At 63.4% G+C, this 20,841-nt stretch carries 18 protein-coding genes; 13 read left to right on the top strand and 5 right to left on the bottom strand.

What is annotated here, in order from left to right; translation table 11 throughout:
* Nucleotides 1–4: 4 nt before the first annotated feature.
* Nucleotides 5–1,213, top strand: coding sequence for an AAA family ATPase (locus AC6JA3_RS14430; RefSeq protein ID WP_347783588.1), 1,209 nt, complete (start codon nucleotides 5–7; stop codon nucleotides 1,211–1,213).
* A 23-nt stretch (nucleotides 1,214–1,236) separates the two neighbouring features.
* Here the strand turns inward: AC6JA3_RS14430 and AC6JA3_RS14425 are convergent, their stop codons facing one another.
* The gene (locus tag AC6JA3_RS14425; RefSeq protein ID WP_347783587.1) at nucleotides 1,237–2,604 is read right to left on the bottom strand and encodes an LLM class flavin-dependent oxidoreductase; all 1,368 of its coding nucleotides are present in this window, start codon (nucleotides 2,602–2,604) and stop codon (nucleotides 1,237–1,239) included.
* A 297-nt stretch (nucleotides 2,605–2,901) separates the two neighbouring features.
* Here AC6JA3_RS14425 and AC6JA3_RS14420 point away from each other — a divergent pair, with 297 nt between their 5' ends.
* Together AC6JA3_RS14420 and AC6JA3_RS14415 are read left to right on the top strand one after the other, a co-directional pair.
* Nucleotides 2,902–3,414 carry a GNAT family N-acetyltransferase gene (locus tag AC6JA3_RS14420; RefSeq protein ID WP_026541435.1) on the top strand — a complete coding sequence of 171 codons (513 nt, stop codon included), beginning with the start codon at nucleotides 2,902–2,904 and terminating at the stop codon, nucleotides 3,412–3,414.
* 56 nt (nucleotides 3,415–3,470) lie between these two features.
* Nucleotides 3,471–3,863, top strand: coding sequence for a RidA family protein (locus AC6JA3_RS14415; protein WP_347783586.1), 393 nt, complete (start codon nucleotides 3,471–3,473; stop codon nucleotides 3,861–3,863).
* 2 nt (nucleotides 3,864–3,865) lie between these two features.
* Here the strand turns inward: AC6JA3_RS14415 and AC6JA3_RS14410 are convergent, their stop codons facing one another.
* Nucleotides 3,866–4,525 carry a response regulator gene (locus AC6JA3_RS14410; RefSeq protein WP_026541437.1) on the bottom strand — a complete coding sequence of 220 codons (660 nt, stop codon included), beginning with the start codon at nucleotides 4,523–4,525 and terminating at the stop codon, nucleotides 3,866–3,868.
* Nucleotides 4,518–6,233, bottom strand: coding sequence for a sensor histidine kinase (locus AC6JA3_RS14405; protein WP_347783585.1), 1,716 nt, complete (start codon nucleotides 6,231–6,233; stop codon nucleotides 4,518–4,520). Before AC6JA3_RS14405 ends, AC6JA3_RS14410 begins: the two co-directional genes overlap by 8 nt.
* 156 nt (nucleotides 6,234–6,389) lie before the next feature.
* Between AC6JA3_RS14405 and AC6JA3_RS14400 the strand changes: the two genes are divergently transcribed.
* The 5 genes from AC6JA3_RS14400 (at nucleotide 6,390) to AC6JA3_RS14380 (ending at nucleotide 12,434) form a co-directional block, all read left to right on the top strand.
* Complete coding sequence (locus tag AC6JA3_RS14400; protein WP_026541439.1) at nucleotides 6,390–7,889, top strand: CitMHS family transporter; 1,500 nt, start codon at nucleotides 6,390–6,392, stop codon at nucleotides 7,887–7,889.
* Nucleotides 7,890–8,430: 541 nt separating this feature from the next.
* Nucleotides 8,431–8,727, top strand: a complete 297-nt coding sequence (gatC, locus tag AC6JA3_RS14395) for an Asp-tRNA(Asn)/Glu-tRNA(Gln) amidotransferase subunit GatC (RefSeq protein ID WP_026541440.1) — start codon at nucleotides 8,431–8,433, stop codon at nucleotides 8,725–8,727.
* A gap of 4 nt (nucleotides 8,728–8,731) precedes the next feature.
* Entirely contained in the window at nucleotides 8,732–10,294 is a 1,563-nt protein-coding gene (gene gatA / locus AC6JA3_RS14390; protein ID WP_091550673.1) for an Asp-tRNA(Asn)/Glu-tRNA(Gln) amidotransferase subunit GatA, read from the top strand.
* The gene (gatB, locus tag AC6JA3_RS14385) at nucleotides 10,294–11,802 is read left to right on the top strand and encodes an Asp-tRNA(Asn)/Glu-tRNA(Gln) amidotransferase subunit GatB (RefSeq protein ID WP_026541442.1); all 1,509 of its coding nucleotides are present in this window, start codon (nucleotides 10,294–10,296) and stop codon (nucleotides 11,800–11,802) included. Before gatA ends, gatB begins: the two co-directional genes overlap by 1 nt.
* A 74-nt stretch (nucleotides 11,803–11,876) precedes the next feature.
* Nucleotides 11,877–12,434, top strand: a complete 558-nt coding sequence (locus AC6JA3_RS14380; RefSeq protein WP_347783584.1) for a DUF5666 domain-containing protein — start codon at nucleotides 11,877–11,879, stop codon at nucleotides 12,432–12,434.
* Nucleotides 12,435–12,449: 15 nt separating this feature from the next.
* Here the strand turns inward: AC6JA3_RS14380 and AC6JA3_RS14375 are convergent, their stop codons facing one another.
* Nucleotides 12,450–13,472, bottom strand: a complete 1,023-nt coding sequence (locus AC6JA3_RS14375; protein ID WP_347783583.1) for a formylglycine-generating enzyme family protein — start codon at nucleotides 13,470–13,472, stop codon at nucleotides 12,450–12,452.
* 290 nt (nucleotides 13,473–13,762) lie between these two features.
* Between AC6JA3_RS14375 and AC6JA3_RS14370 the strand changes: the two genes are divergently transcribed.
* The 5 genes from AC6JA3_RS14370 to AC6JA3_RS14350 all read left to right on the top strand — a co-directional run bounded on the left by AC6JA3_RS14370 (nucleotide 13,763) and on the right by AC6JA3_RS14350 (nucleotide 19,821).
* A complete protein-coding gene (locus AC6JA3_RS14370) occupies nucleotides 13,763–14,794 on the top strand; it encodes an ABC transporter permease (RefSeq protein WP_497920172.1) in 1,032 nt (343 codons plus the stop codon).
* Nucleotides 14,795–14,836: 42 nt separating this feature from the next.
* On the top strand, nucleotides 14,837–15,760 hold the full coding sequence (locus AC6JA3_RS14365) for a carbohydrate ABC transporter permease (protein WP_026547142.1): 924 nt from the start codon (nucleotides 14,837–14,839) through the stop codon (nucleotides 15,758–15,760).
* Nucleotides 15,761–15,833: 73 nt separating this feature from the next.
* Nucleotides 15,834–17,492, top strand: a complete 1,659-nt coding sequence (locus AC6JA3_RS14360; RefSeq protein ID WP_026541447.1) for a type 2 periplasmic-binding domain-containing protein — start codon at nucleotides 15,834–15,836, stop codon at nucleotides 17,490–17,492.
* A gap of 65 nt (nucleotides 17,493–17,557) precedes the next feature.
* Entirely contained in the window at nucleotides 17,558–18,610 is a 1,053-nt protein-coding gene (locus AC6JA3_RS14355; protein WP_026541448.1) for a LacI family DNA-binding transcriptional regulator, read from the top strand.
* Between the two features lie 17 nt (nucleotides 18,611–18,627).
* Nucleotides 18,628–19,821 (top strand): Gfo/Idh/MocA family protein, encoded by a 1,194-nt coding sequence (locus AC6JA3_RS14350; protein ID WP_026541449.1) that lies wholly within the window; start codon nucleotides 18,628–18,630, stop codon nucleotides 19,819–19,821.
* Nucleotides 19,822–19,845: 24 nt separating this feature from the next.
* Here the strand turns inward: AC6JA3_RS14350 and AC6JA3_RS14345 are convergent, their stop codons facing one another.
* The gene (locus tag AC6JA3_RS14345; RefSeq protein ID WP_026541450.1) at nucleotides 19,846–20,784 is read right to left on the bottom strand and encodes a LysR family transcriptional regulator; all 939 of its coding nucleotides are present in this window, start codon (nucleotides 20,782–20,784) and stop codon (nucleotides 19,846–19,848) included.
* Between the last annotated feature and the right edge of the window lie 57 nt (nucleotides 20,785–20,841).

The following is a 20,841-nucleotide window of genomic DNA, read 5'->3' as shown; positions in this document are numbered from 1 at the left end:
GCCAGTGATCACCACCCTCGCCATCGCCAACTACCGGTCAATCCGGGATCTTGCCTTGGAGCTGCATGGACTGGACATCGTGACCGGGGCCAACGGCAGCGGAAAGTCCTCGCTTTACCGCGCCCTGCGCCTGCTGGCCGAGTGCGCCGGGGGAGACTCGGGAAATGTGGTGGGATCCCTGGCGCGTGATGGCGGCCTGGCTTCGACGCTGTGGGCCGGCCCGGAATCCATCAGCGAGGCAATGCGGCGGGGTGAGGTGCCCGTTCAGGGAACAGTCCGTCGGGAGTCCGTCAACCTCAAGCTCGGTTACTCCGGCGACGACTTTGGATACTTGGTGGACCTGGGAATGCCTGCCGGCAGCGGTTCGGGGTTTGACCCGGAAACCGGCCGGACCCGCCCCTCGGCCTTCAGCCTCGACCCGGAAATCAAACGGGAGCAGATCTTTTCCGGCTCCGTAGCCAGGCCGGGGTCTTTGCTGGTGGACCGGAAGGGAAGCCTGGCCAGATTACGGGGGGCCAAAGGCGAGTGGGCCGAGTTGTCGCGGCGGCTGGACACCTTCCAGAGCATGCTGACCGAGGTTTCGGACCAGGACCGGGCTCCGGAAGTACTGAGGGTTCGGGACTCAGTGCGGTCCTGGCGGTTCTACGATCACTTCCGCACTGATGCCGAGGCACCGGCTCGCCAGGCGCAACTGGGTACCCGTACTCCGGTCCTGCACCACAGCGGGAAGGATCTTGCTGCCGCGCTGCAGACGCTGCGCGAGGTGGGTTTCGAACGGCAGCTGGATGCCGCCGTCGGCCATGCCTTTCCTGGAAGCTTATTGGAAATAGCCGTCCACGATGGCCGGTTCAGCGTGGAGCTTCGGCAGCCGGGCATGCTCCGTCCCATGAAGGCTGCCGAGCTATCGGACGGGACCCTGCGGTTCCTCTTGCTGACCGCCGCCTTGCTGACCCCGCGTCCGCCTGAGCTCATGGTCCTGAACGAACCGGAGACCAGCCTCCACGTTGACCTGATGCCGGCACTGGCCGAACTGATTGTCCAGGCCAGTGCCAACAGCCAGATGATCGTGGTGACCCACTGGGAAGCCTTGCTGAGTGCTTTGCGGAGCAGCGGCGCCGCCCATGAACACGAGTTGTATAAGGACATGGGCGAGACCAGGATCAAGGGCATGGGTCCGTTGGAAGGGCCGCTATGGAGTTGGCCCAAGCGCTGAAATCCGGCTCAGGCTGAAATCCGTCAGAAGGCAGAGCCAATGGAGCTAAGCTCCTGCGGGACGCTCCCGGTGTACAGGTTCTTGGGGCGCTCGAGCCCGTAGTGCCCGCGAAGGGTGGACGCCGTGTACTCGGTGCGGAACAGTCCGCGCTGCTGGAGGATCGGTACCACCTGGTCCACGAAGATCTCCAAGCCGGAGGGAAGCACGGGCGGCATGATGTTGAAACCGTCAGCGGCGCCGGCAAAGAACCAGTCCTGGATGGCATCGGCCACCTGTTCGGGTGTGCCGGAGAAGGTCCGGTGACCGCGGCCGCCGCCGAGGCGCCCGATCAGCTGCCGGACGGTGAGCTGTTCGCGCCGGGCCAGCTCCACAATGAGCGTGTAGCGGCTCTTGGCACCCTCGATCTCATCCTCCGAGGGCAGATCGGCGGGCAATTGGCGGTCCAATGGCAGGTCCTCAGGAGATAGGCGGAGGGTTTTGGCCAGTTGTTCGCGGGCGTACTCGGGCTTGATGAGCTGGTCCAGCTCCTGCTCGAGTTTGAGGGCTTCAGCCTCGGTGGAGCCGATCACGGGGACGATTCCGGGCAGGATCTTGATGCCTTCGGGATCCCGCCCTGCAGCCGCAGTGCGTGCCTTCAGGTCCGTATAGAAGGCTTGGGCATCAGCCAGCGTTTGGTGGGCGGTGAAGACGGCTTCCGCATACTGGGCCGCCAAATTCTTACCGTTCTCCGATGACCCTGCCTGCACGATCAGCGGGTGGCCTTGCGGGGACCGGGGCACGTTCAGGGGGCCACGGACGCGGAAGTGCTTTCCTTCGTGGTCGATGGTGCGGATCTTGGTGTCGTCCCCCCAGACGCCGTCGGCCTTGTCCGCCAGGATGGCGTCGTCTTCCCAGCTGTCCCACAGTTTCCGGGCAACCTCGATGAATTCGGCGGCCCGTTCATACCGGACCGCATGCGCCGGCTGATCATCCACGCCGAAGTTGCGGGCTGCATCCGGCCCCGCTGTGGTGACAACGTTCCACCCTGCGCGGCCTCCACTGACCCAGTCAACCGAGGCAAAGCGGCGGGCCAGGTTGAAGGGATCGTTGTAGGTGGTGGAGGCAGTAGCAATCAGGCCAATCTTCCGGGTGGCTGCTGCCAGTGCCGTCAGCAGGACGGTGGGCTCCAACTTCCCTGCCGGTCGCCTGCCCACTTCCCCGAAAAGGACCGGGGAGTCCGCGAAAAAGATGGAGTCCAGCTTTCCCCTTTCGGCTGTGCGGGCCAGATGCTGGTAGTGCTCCACCTTGGTAGAGGCAAGGGGGTCGCTCTCCGCCAAACGCCACGATGCTTCGTGGTGCCCGGTGCTCATCAGGAAGGCGTTCAGGTGAAGTTGGCGGTGTGGCGGGGTCATGGTTTCTCCTCATACTCGGAACTTCTGGGGCTGGTGTGTGGCAACTTAAGCACGGGTTCCAAGGGGTCCGCCAGCGCCCCGACATGTCCCCGCAACAGCACGAAACCGGGGTTCACCGCACGCAATGGTGCTCCATCCTGCGCCACGTGGGGCAACACAAAAGCAGCCCCCGCAGCCCTGAGTGGAGGGCGCAGAGCCAGCCATCCGGCGTCGTGCCTTCCGGATGAGACTGATAGCTCCATCACGGAAAGGCCATTCCGGCGCTGTTCGCGCCTCCAATCCAACTACCATTGGTAGGTGCTTTCGCCGATTACCGTCCGTTCCGCCCTGCCCGAAGACTACGACGCCGTTGCCCGCATTACGCAGGATTCCTACGTCACCGCTGGGTACTACGGCGACGCCGATCACCCGTACCTGCAGAAGCTTCAGGACGTGGCCGGACGCGCGGAGCACGCAGAAATCCTGGTGGCAGAGCGCAACGGGCAAATCATCGGCTCTGTGACGGCGGCACCTGCAGGCGGCGGTTTCTCGGACATCGGCCTCGAGGACGAGTTGGAACTCCGTACGCTGGTGGTGGATCCGGCAGTCCAACGCTCCGGAGCCGGCCGTGCCCTGGTGCAGGCCGTGGTGGATCAGGCCAAGGCCATGGACGGTATCAAGGCAGTGTCCCTGACCACGGGTGCAACGTGGGAAAGTGCCAATGCCCTCTATGCGCGTACCGGCTTTGACCGTGCTCCGCACCGCGATTGGTTTGTTCCCGGCACCGACATAAAGCTGTTCGTTTACCGGCTGGACCTTCCAAACTCATAAAGTTTCCTTCGTAAACGCCGGTCACCGGACCGTGCGAAGCGACAGGAAGGCGCGGCATGCGCAAGACATTCGGCACGGGCTCGGTCTGGGAGCAGACCCTTGGATACTCCCGCGCAGTCCAGGTGGACAACACACTTTTCATTTCGGCGACGGCTGCGTCCGGGCTTGTCGATGGCAAACAGGGCATCGTTGGCGACGACTTCTACACCCAGACCAAGTACATCCTCGAGAAGCTCGGGACTGTCCTGGAAGAAGCAGGGTTCTCCTATGAGGACGTGGTGCAGTCCAAGCTGTACCTGACGGACATCAGCAAGTGGGAAGATGCCGGCCGTGCGCATGGCGAAGTCTTCGGGGAGATCCGTCCCACCTTGTCCCTGGTGCACGTCCTGCCGTTCCTTGATCCGGACATGCTGGTGGAGATCGAGCTCGTAGCGCAAAAGTCCGCCTAAGGTCAGGCCGGGACGCCGTACCGGTGTTCCGGCCGGCCCGTGGTCCCGTACCGCAGTTGGATCTCGACGGCGCCATCATCCGCCAGTGAGGAAAGGTACCGTTGCGCCGTGGCCCGGGAAACGCCGACGCGTTCAGCCACCTCGGCAGCTGAATACTGTTCACCGGGCAGCAGGGATTCGAGGACGGCAGCTTCGGTTGCCGAACGGGGTTTGGCGGCCGGCGTAACATCACCCGGGATCAGGGACCGCTTGGCCCGCTCAATGGTGGTTTGGTCCACAGCGGTTTGCTGGGCCAAAATCCGCCGGTATCTGGCGTAGGAGCGGAGCTGTTGGGACAACGACTCTGCGGTGAACGGCTTGAGCATGTACCCCAGGGCGCCGCGCCTGAAAGCGACCCTGATGGATTGGGCGTCAGAGGCCGCCGTGAGCATGATGGCATCCACGTCCAATTGGCCCAGAAGGTCCAGGCCGGAGCCGTCCGGTAGGTATACGTCCAGCAGCACCAGATCGGGGCGCAGGCTATGGATGGCCTGCAAAGCCTGGGACACCGACCCCGCCGGTGCCAAGGCCATGAAGCCGGCCACCGAATCCACATAGGCGGCATGAAGCCGGGCAACGTGGAAGTCGTCATCCACAATCAGCACGCGTAAATCCTCAGCCATTGCTGTCCTCCCTCAACGTCGAGTCGGTTCCGGCAGCACCCTGTTCGGCAGCACCGCGCCCGGCCGCATCCATGACGCCGGGGATCGTTGCCATGAATACCGCGCCGGGGCCGCCGTGGCTCCCGGGCTCCAGGACGCGGACATCACCGCCGCGCCGCCGTGCAAGCTGCCGCACCAATGCCAGCCCCAAACCTTGTCCAGCCCCCGAGCGTACCGGTTGTGCGGACGTCGTAAATCCTTCCGCGAAGATTTCTTCAGGTTCCAGGCTCCCCAAACCGTCGCCGGAGTCGCCCACCACCAGATGCAAAGTCCCGCCGGTTGTGGTGGCGTCATCGAGCAGTTCGACCTCCACCCAGCGCTCGTCCGAGGAGCCTGCGACGGCGGCGCTCACCGCATTGTCGATCAGGTTGCCCAGCACTGTGGTCACGTCCTGTGGATCGGCAACGTGTCCACGGACCAGTGTTTCGGGTCCGATGCGCAGGGCCACGCCACGCTCCGAGGCCTCTACGCTCTTCGCTCCTACGAACGCCTGCAAGTAGGGGTCCTGAAGCAGCTCGGCCTGCTCCAGCGGAAACTTCAACGGCCCTGTTGCCGAGATCCTGGCCAGGTACTCTTTGGCAGATTGGTACTGGCCGATGCTCATGAATCCAGCGATGGTGTGGAGTTGGTTGGCGAACTCGTGGCGCTGGGCGCGCAGTGCGGTGGACATGGTCCCCACGGCGTCGAGTTGACGGGTCAGCTGCTGCAGTTCGGTGCGGTCCCGCAACATGACCACCCAGCCCAGGTCCTCCTTGCGGTGCCAGGCCTTCCGTGCACTGGCAACCAGGACGCGCCCGCCCGCCACGATTTCGACGGCTTCGGCATCCCGGGCTGCCGGCTGGGTGAGCTGCTTGAGGTGTTCGGGAACGGCGGCGGAGACCCAGTCCTGGCCGGTGGCATCGGGCATGTCCAGGAGCCTGGCGGCTGCGGCGTTGAAAACGGAGATGCGACCATCCGCGGCGATGCCGATCACGCCGTCGTCCACGCCTTGAAGGACTGCCACTTGATCATGGACCAGGGTGCTGATTTCCTCGGGCTCCAAGCCGAGGGTGAGCCGCTGTAGCCTGCGCCGGAGCAGGAACGATGCCAGTACGCCGGCCACCAAAGAACCCCCGGCAGTGAGGGCAATGGGCGCAATGTCCCGGGCAAGGCTGTTGCTGAGCGACTCCACGGAATAGCCCACGCTGACTTCGCCCACAATGGCACCGGAAGCCCCCGGGGCGTAGACGGGTACTTTAGCCCCGGCGGACGGTCCCAGGGTTCCGGTGTTGCGCGTGGTGATTTCCTCTCCGGCAAGTGCCACGGAAGGATCCGTGCTGACCCGCTCGCCCAGCCGGGCGATCTCGGGGTGGGCCAGCCGGAGCCCGGTTTCGTCCGTGATGACCACGAACAATGCGCCCGTCCGGGTTCGCACGGCTTCGGCGGCCGCTTGGAGGGGGCCGGCCGCAAGGATATCCGGGGGAGGCGTTCCTTCTTCTTTGCTGATGGCCTGGACGCCGGACCTGATATCCGGATCTGCAGCAACCGTCCTTGCAAGGGTGAGTGCCTGGTTCTCGGCTTCGTCGCCGATCCGTTCGTACACCAGCCACCCATGGACGGCGCCGCTGAGCAGGACCACCAGCAGCACCACCCCAAGCTGGAGGAGGAGGGTTTGGGTGGAGAAACGCATGCTCCATTGAAGCACTGAGCACAATGCGCACAACCTTCGTAACGAGCAGTATTCCCAACAATTCCCACAAACCCCTCCCAGTGACGGGCGCCACCATATCGTCTGTAGTGCGCATCACACCGACGTGGCGCCATTCACAGTAGTAAGGAGCCGGCCGTGCTGGTTTTGCTTGGATTCGCAATGATTGCGGTATTCATGGTCCTGATCATGACCAAAAAGTTGACGCCAGTGTTGGCGCTGATCATCGTCCCTACCGTCTTCGGCCTTTTCGCCGGGGCGGGCCTCGGTATCGGACCCATGGTCATGGACTCCATGAAGTCCATGACGTCCACGGCCGCACTCCTGATGTTCGCGATCATTTACTTCGGCCTGATGATCGACGTCGGCCTCTTCGATCCCTTGGTGAAGTTCATTCTCCGCAAGCTGGGCAACGACCCCGCCAAGGTGGTCCTCGGCACGGCGATCCTTGCCGCAGCGGTTTCCCTGGACGGTGACGGCTCCACCACCTTCATCCTCACCACCGCCGCCATGCTGCCCGTATACCTGCGCCTCAAGATGAGCCCCGTGGTCCTCACCTGCGTGGCGGGCCTGGCCAACGGCACCATGAACATCCTCCCGTGGGGCGGGCCAACCGCCCGCGCCGCCACCGCCCTGAAGCTCGATGTCAACGACGTCTTCGTCCCCATGGTCCCGTCCCTCATCGTCGGCCTGATCGTTGTCCTGGTCTTCGCCTGGCTGCTCGGCCTGCAGGAACGCAACCGCCTCCGCACCACCGCTCCTGAGATCTGGGGCGACGTCGCCGATCCTTCAGAAGCGTTCGACGGCGGCACGGGCCGCGGCGGTGCCGTCACCGCCGGTTCCGGTACAGGTTCAGGCGCCGGCCGTTTCGGCTTTGCCCGTAAAGGCTCAACCACTGCGGGCAAGCCAGGCACCGGCGGAGGCTCCGGCGTCGCGGTTCTTGAAGACCCGGCAACCCTGGTGGACGACCACGACACCGCCATGGCGGACACCGCGCTGGACCCCAACCGTGCCACGTTGCGTCCCAAGCTGTTCTGGTTCAACCTGGCCCTGACGGTCGCCGTCATGGTGGTCCTGGTTGCCAACATCGTTCCGCTGCCGTTCGTCTTCATGGTGGGCTCCGCCATTGCCCTGCTGGTGAACTTCCCCAAGGTCAAGGACCAGGGAGCGCAGCTGATCGCCCACGCACCTTCGATCGTCGCCGTTGTCAGCATGGTCATGGCAGCTGCAGTTCTCACCGGTGTCCTGAACGGCACTGGCATGGTGAAGGCAATGTCCGAGTGGCTGGTCCAGATCATCCCCGCGGACATGGGCCCGTTCATGGCCATCATCACCGGCCTCCTCAGCATCCCCATGACCTTCTTCATGAGCAACGACGCCTTCTACTTCGGTGTCCTGCCGGTCCTCTCCGAAACCGCAGCGCACTACGGCGTCGATGCCGTGGATATGGCCCGCGCCTCCATCACCGGGCAGCCATTCCACCTGCAGAGCCCCTTGGTTCCGGCCATCCTCCTGCTGGTCTCCCTGGCCAAGGTGGACCTGGGCGACCACCACAAGAAGGTCCTCTGGCGCACGGCCGTGATCTCGGTGGTCATGCTGGCAGTGGGTGTCCTGACCGGAGCAATCGGCATCGGCTGACCTGCCGGATAGAACCCCAACGCCGGTGTGCCGACAAAGCAATCCGGCCCGGACAATCCCCCGGAGGGCGGCCCAAAGTGGCCGCCTTCCGGCGCAAAAGAACCCAGACATCCTCCCCGTGCTGCTCCTTCGTCGCTTTGACGCACGCTTCCGGATGCCTGGGTCCTTTTGCGGGAGCACCCACGTCATCCCGCGCACCAAAGGAAGCTTCGCCCCACATCGCGAATCAAGCCCCCCAAGCCCACGGCCCCAACCCAACAGGAAAGCAAAGCCCGACATGGTCCGCCCGGGGGTCTTTTTGTTTGGGGATCCCGGAGCAGCGTAGGGCGCCGGCCGCAAGGTGGGATGGGCAGGGAGGCGGCGGTCCGGAGACATCCTGCCGGTCGCGTCTCAGCGAGGCACGAGCGAGCGACCAAAGGATCGTGTCCGGGCAGTCGCCGCAGGCGAGCACTTTCCACATAGCCAACCCCGCCGTCTGACCGGCACACCCAATCCAAGTAGACTGGTTCGGAAAACCATTTGAACTTTGCAGGGGAGATCCATGGCTGCGATCAACCGTGACGACGTCGCGCATCTTGCGCGTCTGGCTCACATTGAAATGAGTGCCGAAGAACTGGACAGGATGGCTGTTGAGCTTGCTGTCATTGTGGATTCGGTGAAGAGCGTGAGCGAAGCTGCGGGGGAGGACGTCCCGGCGACGTCGCACCCGATTCCGTTGACCAATGTGTTCCGTGAGGACGTTGTGGGCCACACGTTCACGGCGGAGCAGGCGTTGTCCGGCGCACCGGATGCTTACGAGAACCGTTTCAAGGTCCCCGCGATCCTGGATGAGGGCTAATCACATGACTGAACCGAAGAACGAACTCATCCACCACTCCGCTGCCGATCTCGCTGCGAAGCTGGCCGCCCGCGAGGTCACCGCCGTCGAGGTGACGCAGGCGCACCTTGACCGTATCGCCCTTGTTGATGGCGGAGCCGATGGTGTCCACGCCTTCCTGCACGTAAATACCGAAGAGGCTTTGGCTGTTGCGGCCGAGGTTGACGCTGCCCGTGCTGCGGGCGGTTCCGCGGCCGCAGAGCTGCACGCCCTCGCCGGTGTACCGATTGCCGTGAAGGACCTCATCGTCACGATCGGGCAGCCGACCACTGCTGGTTCGAAGATCCTTGAGGGTTGGCACAGCCCGTACGACGCCACCGTGGTGAAGAAGCTGCGCGCGGCGAAGATGCCGATCCTGGGTAAGACCAACCTGGACGAATTCGCCATGGGTTCCTCCACGGAGCACTCGGCGTACGGCCCTACCCGCAACCCTTGGGACCTGAACCGGATTCCCGGTGGATCCGGGGGTGGCTCCGCTGCCGCCGTCGCCGCTTTCGAAGCGCCGCTGGCGCTCGGCACGGACACCGGTGGCTCCATCCGCCAGCCCGGTGCCGTCACGGGCACCGTTGGCGTGAAGCCGACGTACGGTGCGGTTTCCCGGTACGGCGCCATTGCCATGGCCTCGTCCCTGGACCAGATCGGCCCGGTTTCCCGTACGGTGCTGGACTCGGCGCTGCTGCAGGAAGTCATCGGCGGGCATGACCCCTTTGATTCGACGTCGCTGACCGATCCGTTCAACGATCTTGTTGCTGCCGCCCGCGTCGGCAACGTGGCCGGCATGAAGATCGGCATCGTCAAGGAACTTCACGGCGAGGGCTACCAGGCCGGCGTCGAGAACCGTTTCAATGAGTCCCTCCAGCTGCTCAAGGATGCAGGCGCTGAAATCGTCGAGGTTTCGTGCCCCAACCTGAAGTACGCCCTGGGCGCCTATTACCTGATCATGCCCTCCGAGGTGTCCAGCAACCTGGCCAAGTTCGACGGCGTCCGCTTCGGTATGCGCGTCCTCCCCAAGGACGGACCCATGACCATCGAGCGCGTCATGGGTGCCACCCGTGCCGCCGGTTTCGGCGACGAAGTGAAGCGACGCATCATCCTCGGTACCTACGCGCTGAGCGCCGGCTACTACGACGCCTACTACGGCTCGGCGCAGAAGGTCCGTACGCTCATCCAGCGTGACTTCGATGCCGCCTTCGCCAAGGCCGATGTCCTGATCTCCCCGACGGCGCCCACCACGGCGTTCAAGCTGGGCGAGAAGCTGGATGATCCCTTGGCTATGTACCTGAACGACGTCGCCACCATCCCGGCCAACCTTGCCGGTATTCCGGGTCTGTCCCTGCCTGGTGGCCTGGCTGATGAAGACGGCCTGCCCGTTGGCATCCAGTTGCTGGCTCCTGCCCGCCAGGACGCCCGCCTGTACCGTGTGGGCGCAGTCCTCGAATCAATGCTTGAAGAGAAGTGGGGCGGTCCGATGCTTGCGCAGGCGCCTGCTCTCGGTGCAGTATCCAACACCGCCGGAGGTTCCAACTAATGTCCGTCGACGCAACCCTGAGCTTCGAAGAGGCCATGGAGAAGTACGATCCCGTTTTGGGGTTTGAGGTCCATGTGGAGCTCAACACCAAGACCAAGATGTTCTCCTCCGCGCCGAATGTTTTCGGTGACGAACCGAACACCAACGTCAACGAGGTTGACCTGGGCATGCCCGGCGTCTTGCCAGTGGTGAACAAAACGGCTGTGGAGTCCTCCATCAAGATCGGCCTTGCCCTGAACTGCAAGATTGCCGAGTCCTGCCGCTTCGCCCGGAAGAACTATTTCTATCCGGACACCCCCAAGAACTTCCAGACCTCGCAGTACGACGAGCCGATCGCCTACGACGGTTACCTGGACATTGAGCTTGAGGACGGCACCGTCTTCCGCGTGGAGATCGAGCGCGCCCACATGGAGGAAGACGCCGGCAAGCTCACGCACATGGGTGGCGCGGCCGGCCGTATCCAGGGTGCCGATTACTCGTTGGTGGACTACAACCGTTCGGGTGTTCCGTTGGTGGAAATCGTCACCAAGCCCATTGAGGGTGCCGGCAGCCGGGCGCCTGAACTGGCCAAGGCCTACGTCGCCGCTGTCCGTGAGATCGTGAAGAATCTTGGCGTTTCCGACGCCAAGATGGAGCGTGGAAACGTCCGTTGCGACGCCAACGTTTCCCTCCGCCCGCATGGTCGGGAACGCTTCGGTATTCGTTCGGAGACCAAGAACGTGAACTCGCTGCGGGCCGTCGAGCACGCCGTCCGCTACGAAATCCAGCGCCACGCTGCCGTCCTTGACTCCGGCGAGCCGGTCATCCAGGAGACGCGCCACTGGCACGAGGACACGCGTTCGACGACGTCGGGCCGGCCCAAGTCCGACGCTGACGATTACCGCTACTTCCCGGAGCCGGACCTGGTTCCGGTTGTCGCCTCCCGTGAGTGGGTGGAGGAACTCCGCGCTACCCTTCCCGAGCCGCCGGCCGAGCGTCGCAAGCGCCTGAAGGAAGCATGGGGGTACTCGGATCTGGAATTCCGTGACGTAGTGAACGCAGGTGTCATGGATTCCATTGAGGAAACCATTGCTGCCGGTGCCTCCGCCGATGTTGCCCGTAAGTGGTGGATGGGCGAAATCGTAGGCCGCGCCAAGGTGGCCGACGTCGATCCTTCCGAGCTCGGTGTCACGCCGCAGGTCATTGTCGAGCTGAACAAGCTCGTTGAAGACGGCAAGATCAACAACAAGATGGCCACGCAGGTCCTGGACGGCGTGCTCGCCGGCGAAGGAACTCCGGCGGAGATCGTCGAGAAGCGTGGCCTTGCGGTTGTATCCGACGACGGTCCTCTCTTGGAAGCGATCGACGCAGCACTGGCAGCACAGCCGGATGTCGCCGAGAAGATCCGTGGCGGCAAGGTCCAGGCCATCGGTGCAATCGTTGGCGGCGTCATGAAGGCCACCCGTGGCCAGGCAGACGCTGGACGCGTCCGCGAACTCATCCTTGAGAAGTTGGGCGTCCAGGGCTAGGCACCCGCTCTTCCCTTCAAAGTAGGCCGCAGTTTTTACTGCGGCCTACTTTGCTTTGGGCGCACAATGGATCCATGGCCACATTGTCACCCAGCTTCCGGAAGGTCCTTCTGGCCGGCGGAATCGCCGTTGCCTTGACCGGCGGCGGGGCCGCCGCCGTGTGGGCGGGCACCCAACCCAGCCCTTCGCCGTCGAGCGCTTCTGCCTCACCCGGTACGTCCGCGTCCGCTAAATCCGACCCCACCGAAGGCCGCGGGCAGCCAATCCATGGCGAACACGTGGTGAAGCAGCAGGATGGGAGCTACCGCACCGTGGTGACCCAGGCTGGAACCATCGATGCCGTGAGCGCTTCGGAGGTGACTGTGAAGAGCGAGGACGGTTTCAGCCAGCGCTACGCGATCAACGCGGAGACGCGGATCGCCAAAGTTTCTGCAGGGACCTCGGAGCCGGGGAATGGCAAAGGCAGGCCGTCACTGGCGTCGGCCACGGCGGCTGACCTCAAAGCCGGCGATGCCGTGCGCATCAGCGGCACCAAGGATGGCGGCTCAGTGACAGCCACCAGGATCGTCTCCGGCGATCTGCCGGTTGGCATCAAAGGCCATGGGCACCAGCGTGGGCATGGGCACAAGTAGGTCAAAGCCGCGCAGCTAGAGGGCCACCGTCCTGAAACCGAGGTTGCCGCTGGCTGAGTCCGGCGTGTTTGAGCTCCGTGCGGCGAGGCGGTAGCGGTTGCAATAGGAATCGTGGCAGAGGTATGAGCCGCCGCGCATTACCCGGCCCCGGCCGATGCTGGGCCCTTGCGGGTCCTGGACGGTTCCCTGTGCGTGGCAGGTTTTGTAGTACTTGGGCAGGAACCAGTCGCTGCACCATTCCCACACATTCCCGCTGGTTTGGAACAGCCCGTAGCCGTTGGGGTTGAACGCTTTTGCGGGCGCGGTGGTGAGGTAGCCGTCCTCCACTGTGTTGCGGGTCGGGAAGTCGCCCTGCCAGATGTTGCAGTTGTGGCCCTCTGTTGTTGCTGTGGTGGAGTGCAGATCGTTGCCCCAGGGATAGCGCTGCCCCGACAGCCCGCCGCGTGCGGCATATTCCCACTCGGCTTCCGTGGGAAGCCTGCGATCCGCCCATTGGCAGTAAGCCAGGGCGTCGTTGTGGGACACATGGGTAACGGGGTGGTCCGGGATGTCGGACCAGTGGGAGAGCTTGCCTGCGGGATGGGCCCAATCCGCTCCACGGACATTGAGCCACCAAGGAACGTTGTTGACCCGGTTCAAAACGTCCTGGCCGTTGGCCTTCACGGCGAGGTGGAACACTGCTGATGTTCCGTAGATCTCCGACTCCGTGCGGTGGCCGGTGGCATCGACGAAAGCGGCGAACTCTTCGTTGGTCACGGTGGTGGCGCTGATCCGGAACTGTGAGACCGACACCTCGTGCACGGGTGATTCGCCGTCGTCTTCGTAACCTTCGTTGAAGGGATCGCCCATGGAAAACGTTCCGGCAGGGATGTCGACATCGTTGGTTCCGTCGCCGCTTACGGCTGGGACAGCCGTCGACGCGGAAGGCTCGACGGCGGCGCCCGGGTCCCGGTGTCCGCCCGCCGGGCGCAGGGGCAGTGCCGGCCCGGGCGCGGGGTGTTCCCGGGCACCGGTGCCCGGGCTGCAGCAATCTGCCATGTCCACCTTCTGTCTGAAAATCCAACTGCTTGTACTTTAGCGGGGCCGGGTGGCCTGCCGGAGGCTCCCGTCCTGCCCTCGCCTTAACCAGGCACCCGTTACCGCCCCGCGCCACTACCGCCCGGGCCACAGTGAGCCAAACCCTCCGAAGTGATGAAAAGTGATTTTTGCGATCACTTTCAATCATGTTCTTGCAAAAAGAGATCCTTGTCACTTATGGTTTGTTAAACGGTTAACGAGCGTGGCTTGGATCACATTGCTGGTACAGGCTCAACACTTGAGGAGACAGCATGAACTCGACGACGGAACAGGCCCCGGCACTGCCGGAGGCCCGCGGGGTCGCGACGCCGGCACGGGGGAGCGCCCCTGGATCTGCGAAGAAGCGGAAGAGGAACAAGCCCCCGCAGCAGAGTTTCCGGTCCCGTCTGCGGCGCGACAAGCAGATGCTGCTCATGATGGTCCCGGGTGTGGCGTTCCTGCTGCTCTTCTTCTACATCCCCATCCTGGGCAACGTCATCGCGTTCCAGGACTACCAGCCCTATCTGGGCATCGGTGACAGTCTGTGGGTCGGCTGGCAGAACTTCGTGGACCTGTTCGGAAACCCGGACTTCATTCACGCCTTCTGGAACACCTTGTACCTGGCCGGCTGGCAGTTGGTGTTCCTGTTTCCGGTTCCCTTGGTACTGGCGCTGATCGTGGACTCGTTGGTCAGCACCCGGGTCCGGCGGATTTTCCAGAGCATCGCTTACCTCCCGCACTTCCTGTCCTGGGTTCTGGTCATCGCGTTCTTCCAGCAGATGCTCGGCGGCGCAGGCTTCGTCAACAACCTGCTGAGGGACTGGGGAATGGACCCCATTCCGTTCATGACCAATCCGGAAACTTTCCCGGTAATGGTGGTTGTCCAAATGATCTGGAAGGACGCCGGGTGGGCAATGATCATCTTCCTGGCAGCCCTTGCCAGCATCGATGCGTCCCTTTATGAGGCTGCTGCTGCCGACGGCGCCGGTCGATGGCGCCGGATGTGGCACATCACCCTTCCGGGTTTGAGGCCCGTGATCGTACTTTTGCTGATCCTGCGCGTCGGCGACATCCTCTCGGTCGGCTTTGAACAGTTCATCCTCCAGCGCGACGCTGTCGGTGCTGGAGCCGCGGAAGTGCTGGACACCTTCACTTACTACACCGGCGTGGTGGGCGGCGGCTGGAGCTCAGGTGCCGCAGCCGGCCTGGCCAAGGGAGTGGTCAGTGCTCTCTTGATCTACGGCGCCAACAAACTTGCCCACCGCTTCGGCGAAGACGGCATCTTCGCAAAACAAGTGCGCTGAAAGCCACGCTGACCCTCGCGCCTGCCGCACAAGGAGAAACCCATGGCAACAACACTTTTCACCAGGAAACCCCGGGAACTTACCTACAACCCCAAGCGCCCGGTCTGGAAGGAAAAGCCTTCCGCCCTTTACCAAACGATCAAAGCAGTAGTGCTGGTCGTCTTCAGCTTGTCCATCCTCACGCCCATCCTGCTGGTGGTCTCGACGTCCCTCGCTGACACAGAGCAGTTGGTGAAGGCTGGCGGCTTTGTCCTCTGGCCCGAACGCCCCACGTTGGAGGCCTACGCCACCATCTTCAAAGGCCCCATGGTGCTGCAATCACTAGGCGTAAGCATGCTGGTCACAGCAGTAGGGACCATCCTGGCGCTCTTCGTGACCATCACCATGGCCTACGCCACCAGCCGTACCGTCCTCTTTGGCCGCCCGGTGATTCTCGCCGTCCTGTTCACCCTCCTGTTTGCTCCGGGCCTGATCCCGTCGTTCCTGATGATCCGGCAACTGGGCCTGTTGGACTCGCTGTGGTCCTTGATCCTGCCGGGCATCTTTGGAGCCTTCAACTTTGTGGTGATGCGGTCATTCTTCATGAACATCCCCGGTGAACTGATCGAAAGTGCCAGGATCGACGGCGCCAACGACTGGCAAATCCTTTGGCGCATCGTGATGCCACTGTCCAAAGCCGTGATCGCCGTGGTCGGGCTGTTCTACGCGGTCGGTTTCTGGAACTCGTTCTTCAACGCGCTCCTCTACATCAACGATCACAGCAAGTGGCCCATCCAGTTGCTGCTCCGCAATTTCGTGGTCCAAGGCAGCGGTGCGGCTGACCAATTGGGAATCACCACTACGCCGCCGCCGCAGTCCATCCAGATGGCCGTGGTTGTGGTTGCCCTGGTCCCCATCCTGATGGTCTACCCCTTCCTGCAGAAGCACTTCGCCAAGGGCGTCATCACCGGCGCCGTCAAGGGCTGACAGCCTCCGAACTCCAGAAATACCCAAGCACTCAAACCTCAGAGAAAAGCAAGTAACCAGAAAGGGTTATGCCATGACGAGCACTACCTCCCAGGCTGGATTCAGCCGACGCGGTTTCCTTGGCCTCGCAGGCCTGGCCGTGACCGCTGCAGGCCTGTCCGCCTGCGGTGGCGGCGGAGCATCGGGCAGTGGAGGCGCCGCTGCCTCCGCTTCGGTCAAGTTGCCCACCTACAGGGAATTCACCGGCGTTACCCCGGATATTGCGGGCAACGCCAAGGGCCTCCAAGCCGGCTACTTCAAGCTGCCCAATGCCGTGCAGTCCGTGAAGACACCGCCGCTCAAGGGCAAAGTGACCGGCCTGACCGAAACGTTCGACACCATGAGCCCCGGCATGAAGGACAATCCCTTCTGGCAGCGGCTCAACACCAAGCTCGGCGGTGACCTGGAGCTTCAGATCGCCGAAGACATCGGAGACGGCTACCCGGCAAAGTTCGCCACCGTCCTGGCCAGCAACGATCTGCCGGACATGATGTGGGTTCCGCCGAACCAGGGTATCCCCAACGTCGGGCCCATGCTGGAAGCCAAGTTCCAGGACCTGACGCCGTACCTCTCCGGTGACGCCGTCCTTGAGTACCCCAACCTGGCTGCACTGAAGCCCGATTCCTGGAAGACCGCCGTCGTGAACGGCAAGATCTGGGGAGCTCCCATCCCGAGCACCCCGTTCGGCCAGGTGTACCTTGGCAACCACGACATGTGGGCGAAGGTGGGCGGCTTTGAAGCGGCAAGCGCCGATGAGTTCCTGGACAAAGCCAAGGAGCTGACCCGTCCCGGTGACCAGCAGTATGCGTTGGAACCGGCCTACATCAATGCCCTTCACATGGTCACCGAATGGTTCGGGGCCCCCAACAGCTGGGCTGTGAACAAGGACCGTACCCTTACCCACCTCTACGAGACAGACGAGTACCTGGCCGGTGTGGAGTTCACCGCCAAAATGTTCGCAGCAGGCGTGTTCTACCCGGACTCCAAGGCAACGGACATCCGCTCACGTGTCGCCAACGGCAGCGTGGCAGCCCAGGTAGTGGTTGGCCCGCACGATATCCGGAGCTACCGCGCGCTGAACAAGACCGCCCGGTTCGATGTCCTCATTCCGTTCAGTGCCGACGGCAAGGTCAAGCCGGTCTACGACATGGGTTACGGCACGGTGGGCTTCACGCCGTTCAAGAAGGCCGAGGAAGGGAAGATCCGTGAACTGCTCTCCCTCATCAACTACCTGTCCGCCCCGTTCGGCACGGTGGAGTACATGCAGAAGAACTTCGGCGAGCTGGGTGAGGACTACACCATCGACGGTTCGGGCAACCCGGCACGCACCGAGACAGGAACCACCAACGCGCCCGGCCTGGTCTCGGCTTTGAACATCATGTCCAGCCCGGAGAACGTCATCTTCAACCCGGGCTTCGACGACGACACGCGATACGTCAGCCAGCAGGAAGAAAAACTGCTTGAGTTTGCATGGCGCAACCCCACCAACGGTTCCTACTCGGACACCAACGCCAAGGTAGGCGCCAAAATCACGAAGCAACTGCGGGACAAGGTAGTGGACATCATTACCGGCCGCGCCAAGGTGGACGAGCTCAAGGACGCTGTGAAGCGTTGGAAGAGTGAAGGCGGCGACAAGATGCGCGAGGAATACCAGGCCGCGTTGGACCCGAATGTGCCGGTATTCAGGAGCTAGCCTCAAACAAACAACCAGCCAGTGCCGGAAACCACTGGCGGACAACGAACACAGCAGGGGGAACCATGGCAAAAGCAAGCACCACCGGAGTCCGGCCCACCATTCGCATGGTGGCCGAACTGGCAGGCGTGTCCACCGCCACGGTCTCCTACGTGTTGTCCGGTCGCCGAGGTGATGGCGGCCCCGGTGTTTCGGACCCGACGGCGGAGAAGGTCAAGGCGGCCGCGGAGCGGCTTGGCTACCGCCCCAACCAGGCAGCCCGGGCCATCCGGACGGGCCGCACCAACACCGTGATCCTTTCTCTGACCATGCTCTCCGATCCGTGGTCGTTGTCGGTGATCGAGGCCGTTCAAAAGGCGGCCGCCCCGTTGGGAATCACCCCGATGATCCTTGGGGACGCCGACTGGGTCAAGGTCCTTGGCACGCACAATGCCGACGCTGTGTTCGTCGACGCCGTCCGTCCTGATCAGAGGGAGGCCTTGCGAAAACTGGCAGGGCACGGAACCACGCTGGTGGTCTTTGACGAGAACGTGAATGCGGAAGGCTTCGACGTCATCCGATCCATCGCCGGACCCGGCTGCCGCATGGCCGTGGAGCACCTGCTCCACGGCCATCGCAGCGTCGCCTGCCTGACTCCTGCTACGGCGGCCGGCACATCCGGTGGCACCAGGTACCGCGCGTACGCAGAGGCACTGGAGCACGCGGGGATTTTGCAACGCGAGGACTACGTGGGGTTGTTCGATGGCACCAGCGCCGGGGCCTATGCGGCAGCAACCCGCGTGCTCAGCCTGCCGGACAGGCCCACAGCCATCTACGCCACTACGGATTATGCCGCAGTCAGCGCCATCAACGCCGCCCAGAGATTGGGCCTGGCGGTAGGCACCGACGTAGACATCATCGGCGTGGGCAACACCGTGGAGGGCGAAAGGATGTCGCCCTCCCTCAGCACAGTTGGTCCAGTGGATTTCTTCGACAAACTTGCCCGGCTGCTCCTACGCCGTGCGACAGGACCGGCCGATGCCGGCACCGCAGAGGAGCCCGGTGTCCTGGACTTCCCCTGGCACTTGTTCGTGCGTGAATCGGCGCCGCACCGCAGCGCCGCAACCAGACTTTACTAAGCAACAGAAGAAGGAAACTGCACACCATGGAAAAGGATTTGAAGGTCGGCATCGTTGGTTTCGGCCTGCGATCGGGGCTGTGGAAGCATGCCCACAAGCCAGGCCAGGGCTCTGAGGTCACCATCGTTTGCGACCTCAGTGAACGCGGCCGGGCAGACGCTGCAGAACGGATTCCCACCGCCCGCGTCACGGGGGATCTCGAGGAACTCATGGCCAGTGGGATCGACGCTGTCCTGGTCCTGACCCCGGACAACCAGCACGCCGCCGTCGCAGTCCGTACGCTCAAGGCGGGAATCCCTACCTTCTGCGAGAAGCCCCTGGACATCACCATCGAGGCTGCGGACTTGATCCTCAAGACCGCCTATGAGACCGGCACCCGTCTTTACGTCGGCCACAACATGCGGCACATGCCGGTTGTAGTACAGATGCGCCAACTCATCGAGGAAGGCAGCATCGGCGAGGTCAAAGCGGTCTGGTGTCGCCACTTCGTGGGCCACGGTGGCGACTACTACTTCAAGGACTGGCACGCCCAACGGGCAAACGTCACCTCGCTCCTGCTCCAAAAGGGTGCCCATGACATCGACGTGATCCATTGGCTGGCCGGGGGATACACCAAGCGGGTTTCCGCCGTCGGAGATCTGGCCGTATACGGCGATGTAGCCAACCGGAGCAACAACGCCGGCAGGCGCATGGGGGACTGGTTCTCCATGGACAACTGGCCGCCCACCGAGCAGAAGGACCTGGCGGAGGTGATCGACGTCGAGGACATTTCCATGATGAACATGGTCCTGGACAACGGTGTGCTGGCTTCCTACCAGCAATGCCACTTCACCCCGGACTATTGGCGCAACTACACCGTCATTGGCACCAAGGGGCGCATTGAGAACCTTGGCGACGGGCCGGGGGAGACCATCAATGTATGGACCAGCCGGTCCTCCGGCTATGCCGTACCGGACGAGGTCATCACCATCGAGGATGGCGAAGGCGGCCACGGCGGTGCGGACCCGCGCCTGATCGGGGAGTTCCTGCAGTTCGCTTCCGAAGGCGGCCGGACCCAAACAAGCCCCATTGCGGCGCGGCAGGCAGTGGTGGCCGGCATCCTGGCGGCGGAATCACTGCGTGGTGACGGCTCTGCCCGGGAGGTGCCGGAGCTGCCTGCGGAGCTGGTGGCGTATTTCGACGCCGGACAGCCCGCCTTGGTCCGCGACTGACCCGGGCTGCCCGGTCAGTGCTGGTCAGCGCCGGCCGGACAGTTCCACAAGCTCGGTCATGACGGTTTGAAGTGACTCGCAAACCGTCATGACCGATGTCCGCTTGAGCGTTTCGGGGCGGGCCAGGATGTCGATCTTGCGCACCGAATTCACTCCTGACAATGGACGCAGCACCACTCCGGCATCGAGCACCCGTCGCGCGGTGAACCGGGGCAACAGCCCAATCGCCCCGCCCGCAGACACCAGCGCCGCCACCGTGGAATAGTCGTTGATCCGGTGCAGCACCTCGGCGGGCCTGCCACTAACGGCAACGACCGCGGCAAGGACGTCCGCGGGGGAGTAGCCGTCACGGCTGGTCACCCAGGATTCACCCACGACGTCGGATGGTTTCAGTTCCGCACGGTCCGCCAGGGGGTGATCCGCGGGGAGGGCGATGTCCAGGGGCTCGTCGGCGAGGGGAATCACGGCCACCTTGTCTTCGGGCCACTGGGGGCTGTTGTCCATTCGGTGCGCCAAAACCAAGTCATAGCGGGCCGCCAACCCCGGGAAATCCTCCTGCGCCACATCTTCGTCGGACAGTCGGAGGCGAGGCGACTTCCCGCCGTCGGACGCTGTTCCGGATGCCAGCAACGCCGCCAACGGGGCGAACAACGCCTGCCCGGCGCTATGGAAGGCGCTCACGCTCACGGGGGCGTCCGGAGCATCGTGGTACGCGCCGATGGCGGCCCGCGCATCTGCCATGGCATTGACGACGGCGGCACCTGCCTCTGCGAGGACGCGGCCTGCGTCGGTGAGCACCAGAGCCCGGCCCTCTTTGCGCGTCAGTGGCACGTCCACTGACTTTTGCAGCAGTGCGAGTTGCTGGGAAACAGCCGACGGAGTGACCATGAGCGTCTCGGCCACGGCCTTGACGCTGCCGAGGTCGCCAAGCTCACGAAGCATCTGCAACTGGTGTATTTCCATTAGCAAATCCTAAATCGTTGATTGAGAAGAATCTAGTTGTGCTAAATCGTTGACGGG

It is taken from the genome of Arthrobacter sp. TmtSoilC79, from assembly GCF_059739405.1.
The sequence above is the reverse complement of the archived record's forward strand: the minus strand, read 5'-3'. Positions and strand labels throughout refer to the sequence as shown.

Bases quoted from the DNA above. Each gene is read 5' to 3' on its own strand.
- AC6JA3_RS14425 (WP_347783587.1), bottom strand. From the start codon at position 2,604: ATGACCCCGCCACACCGCCAACTTCACCTGAACGCCTTCCTGATGAGC.
- AC6JA3_RS14415 (WP_347783586.1), top strand. From the start codon at position 3,471: ATGCGCAAGACATTCGGCACGGGCTCGGTCTGGGAGCAGACCCTTGGA.
- AC6JA3_RS14410 (WP_026541437.1), bottom strand. From the start codon at position 4,525: ATGGCTGAGGATTTACGCGTGCTGATTGTGGATGACGACTTCCACGTT.
- AC6JA3_RS14405 (WP_347783585.1), bottom strand. From the start codon at position 6,233: ATGCGTTTCTCCACCCAAACCCTCCTCCTCCAGCTTGGGGTGGTGCTG.
- gatC (WP_026541440.1), top strand. From the start codon at position 8,431: ATGGCTGCGATCAACCGTGACGACGTCGCGCATCTTGCGCGTCTGGCT.
- gatA (WP_091550673.1), top strand. From the start codon at position 8,732: ATGACTGAACCGAAGAACGAACTCATCCACCACTCCGCTGCCGATCTC.
- gatB (WP_026541442.1), top strand. From the start codon at position 10,294: ATGTCCGTCGACGCAACCCTGAGCTTCGAAGAGGCCATGGAGAAGTAC.
- AC6JA3_RS14380 (WP_347783584.1), top strand. From the start codon at position 11,877: ATGGCCACATTGTCACCCAGCTTCCGGAAGGTCCTTCTGGCCGGCGGA.
- AC6JA3_RS14375 (WP_347783583.1), bottom strand. From the start codon at position 13,472: ATGGCAGATTGCTGCAGCCCGGGCACCGGTGCCCGGGAACACCCCGCG.
- AC6JA3_RS14370 (WP_497920172.1), top strand. From the start codon at position 13,763: ATGAACTCGACGACGGAACAGGCCCCGGCACTGCCGGAGGCCCGCGGG.
- AC6JA3_RS14365 (WP_026547142.1), top strand. From the start codon at position 14,837: ATGGCAACAACACTTTTCACCAGGAAACCCCGGGAACTTACCTACAAC.
- AC6JA3_RS14360 (WP_026541447.1), top strand. From the start codon at position 15,834: ATGACGAGCACTACCTCCCAGGCTGGATTCAGCCGACGCGGTTTCCTT.
- AC6JA3_RS14355 (WP_026541448.1), top strand. From the start codon at position 17,558: ATGGCAAAAGCAAGCACCACCGGAGTCCGGCCCACCATTCGCATGGTG.
- AC6JA3_RS14345 (WP_026541450.1), bottom strand. From the start codon at position 20,784: ATGGAAATACACCAGTTGCAGATGCTTCGTGAGCTTGGCGACCTCGGC.